This is a genomic window from Mycobacterium sp., from assembly GCF_049673265.1.
GTDB lineage: Bacteria > Actinomycetota > Actinomycetes > Mycobacteriales > Mycobacteriaceae > Mycobacterium.
In genome coordinates this window covers 1-2,656 of the sequence record NZ_JBATXN010000059.1, presented here as the reverse complement: position 1 = coordinate 2,656, position 2,656 = coordinate 1, and the positions used below count along the sequence as shown (strand labels likewise).

Below are 2,656 nucleotides of genomic sequence, written 5' to 3'. Positions count from 1 at the left end.
GTGGGCCGCACCCGGCAGCACCCGCCGATCACCCGCGCACCTGCTGCCACCCACTGCACGGCCAACCTCGGCGAGAACCGCGATGGCCCAACCCAACTGCGCCGAGCGCCATCCCAGCGCTCGCCGCGGTTGGGATACACGATCACCGGTTTGCCGATTTCTCGGGCCGACCGGATCGCGGGCAGCACGTCGTCGGGTGCGCAGCAGTTGACCCCGACCGCGACGATCTCGGGGATTCCGGCCGGCACGGCGAATGCGTCGCTTAACGGCTGACCGGCACGGGTGCGTGCGCCGTCGATGGTGTAGCTGAGCCACGCCGGCACACCGAGCGACCGGACCAGATTCACCAGCGCCTCGGCCTCGTCGACGTCGGGGATGGTTTCCAGGGCCAGCACGTCCGCGCTCGCGTCCGCGAACACTTCCAGCCGGGGCCGGTGCCAGTTCTCCAGCTGCTTAACGCTGAGCCCGTAGCGGCCGCGGTATTCCGAGCCATCCGCGAGGGCGGCGCCGTAGGGGCCTACCGACGCGGCCACCCAGCCCGCGACGCCCACTTCGTCGCGCGCCGTTTTAGCGAGGTCGACGCTGCGCCGAAGCAACCGGGCAGTGTCGTCGCGGCTGATTCCGCTGGCCGCGAACGCGTCGAATGATGCCTGATAGCTGGCGGTGGTCGCGATCATCGCGCCGGCGCGGTAGAAGGCCGTGTGTACCGCGGCGATTTCCTGCGGGGCGTCCACCAGCAGCCGGGCCGACCACAACGCGTCGGATAGATCATGACCACGTGCTTCAAGTTCGGTGGCCAGACCACCGTCGGCGATCAACGCGGTATTCTCGGGCACGGCGAATCCCACAGGCCTAATCTAGGGCCGCCCAGCTTGTCCGCCTCTCGGTCGCATAACGGCCGCGACACGCCAGGGACACAGTGGCGCGTTCCGGCAAGCGTGGGACCGCCTCAGGCGATATGTTCGCAGCACACATCCACGAATATCACCGACGCGATTCGGCTCTAACGGTCGCATCGCGATAGAGCAAGCGGGTAGCGTCGGGAAAATACACGCGGCATAGCACGATCGAGACGTTGAACAGGAAGTAGGCCCCCAGCACATGGCGCGCATCGGAGACGGCGGTGACCTCCTGAAGTGCTCGTTCTGCGGAAAGAGCCAAAAGCAGGTCAAAAAGCTCATTGCGGGTCCCGGCGTATACATCTGCGATGAGTGCATCGATCTATGCAACGAGATCATCGAAGAGGAACTCGCCGACGCCGACGACGTCAAGCTTGACGAGCTGCCAAAGCCCGCCGAGATCCGCGACTTCCTGGAGGGCTACGTCATCGGCCAGGACACCGCCAAGCGGACGCTGGCCGTCGCGGTCTACAACCACTACAAGCGGATTCAGGCTGGTGAAAAGGGACGTGATTCCCGGTCCGGCGAGCCCGTCGAGCTGACCAAGTCCAACATCCTGATGCTGGGACCGACCGGGTGCGGTAAGACCTACCTGGCCCAGACGCTGGCCAAGATGCTCAACGTGCCGTTCGCCATCGCCGACGCCACCGCGCTGACCGAAGCCGGTTACGTCGGTGAGGACGTGGAAAACATTCTGCTCAAACTGATTCAGGCCGCCGACTACGACGTCAAGCGCGCCGAAACCGGCATCATCTACATCGACGAGGTCGACAAGATTGCGCGTAAGAGTGAGAACCCGTCGATCACCCGTGACGTCTCCGGGGAAGGCGTGCAGCAGGCGCTGCTGAAGATCTTGGAGGGCACCCAAGCGTCGGTGCCTCCGCAAGGCGGCCGCAAGCACCCGCATCAGGAGTTCATCCAGATCGACACAACCAACGTGTTGTTCATCGTTGCCGGTGCGTTCGCCGGGCTGGAGAAGATCGTCTCCGACCGGGTCGGCAAGCGTGGTCTGGGTTTCGGTGCCGAGGTGCGTTCTAAGGCCGAGATCGACACCACCGACCACTTCGCCGAAGTCATGCCGGAAGACCTGATCAAATACGGGCTGATCCCCGAATTCATCGGCCGGCTGCCGGTTGTGGCGTCGGTGACGAACCTGGACCAGGACTCGCTGGTCAAGATCTTGTCCCAGCCCAAGAACGCTTTGGTCAAGCAGTACACCCGGCTGTTCGAGATGGACAACGTCGAACTCGAGTTCACCGAGGACGCGTTGGAAGCGATCGCCGAGCAGGCGATCCACCGCGGCACCGGGGCTCGTGGCCTGCGCGCGATCATGGAAGAAGTTTTGCTGCCGGTGATGTACGACATCCCCAGCCGTGACGACGTCGCCAAGGTCGTCGTGACCAAGGAGACCGTGCAGGACAACGTGCTGCCGACGATCGTGCCGCGCAAGCCGGCCCGCACCGAGCGCCGCGACAAGAGCGCTTAGCAGTACTCTCGGCCGCTCGGTAACCGTTGGGTGCCGAAGCCGCTGACACAGTTCCACGGCGAACCGCACGTGCGCTGGATTTACTGAACTTCTTGTTGGCTGACGTCCGCGACGGCTTGGGCCCGTACTTATCGATATATCTGCTGCTGACCCACCATTGGGATCAGGCTTCGATCGGCTTCGTGATGGGGGTCGGCGGGATCGCGGCGATCATCGCGCAGACGCCGGTGGGCGCCTTGGTCGATCGGACGACTGCCAAGCGGGCGCTGAT

The 2,656-nt window shown here is 64.4% G+C and carries 2 protein-coding genes and 1 pseudogene; 2 read left to right on the top strand and 1 reads right to left on the bottom strand.

Translation table 11 applies throughout. The features are described from left to right. Positions 1-836, bottom strand: an 836-nt coding sequence (gene mmuM / locus WBF82_RS02065; RefSeq protein ID WP_424381441.1) for a homocysteine S-methyltransferase, incomplete at its 3' end; no start/stop codon positions are given. Positions 837-1,101: 265 nt separating this feature from the next. Between mmuM and clpX the strand changes: the two genes are divergently transcribed. Continuing rightward, positions 1,102-2,385, top strand: coding sequence for an ATP-dependent Clp protease ATP-binding subunit ClpX (gene clpX, locus WBF82_RS02060; RefSeq protein ID WP_424381440.1), 1,284 nt, complete (start codon positions 1,102-1,104; stop codon positions 2,383-2,385). Between the two features lie 26 nt (positions 2,386-2,411). Then, positions 2,412-2,656, top strand: a pseudogene (locus WBF82_RS02055) (MFS transporter); the annotation flags it as partial.

What these genes read in the sequence shown, in the direction of transcription:
- clpX (WP_424381440.1), top strand. Translation starts at nt 1,102, where the DNA reads ATGGCGCGCATCGGAGACGGCGGTGACCTCCTGAAGTGCTCGTTCTGC.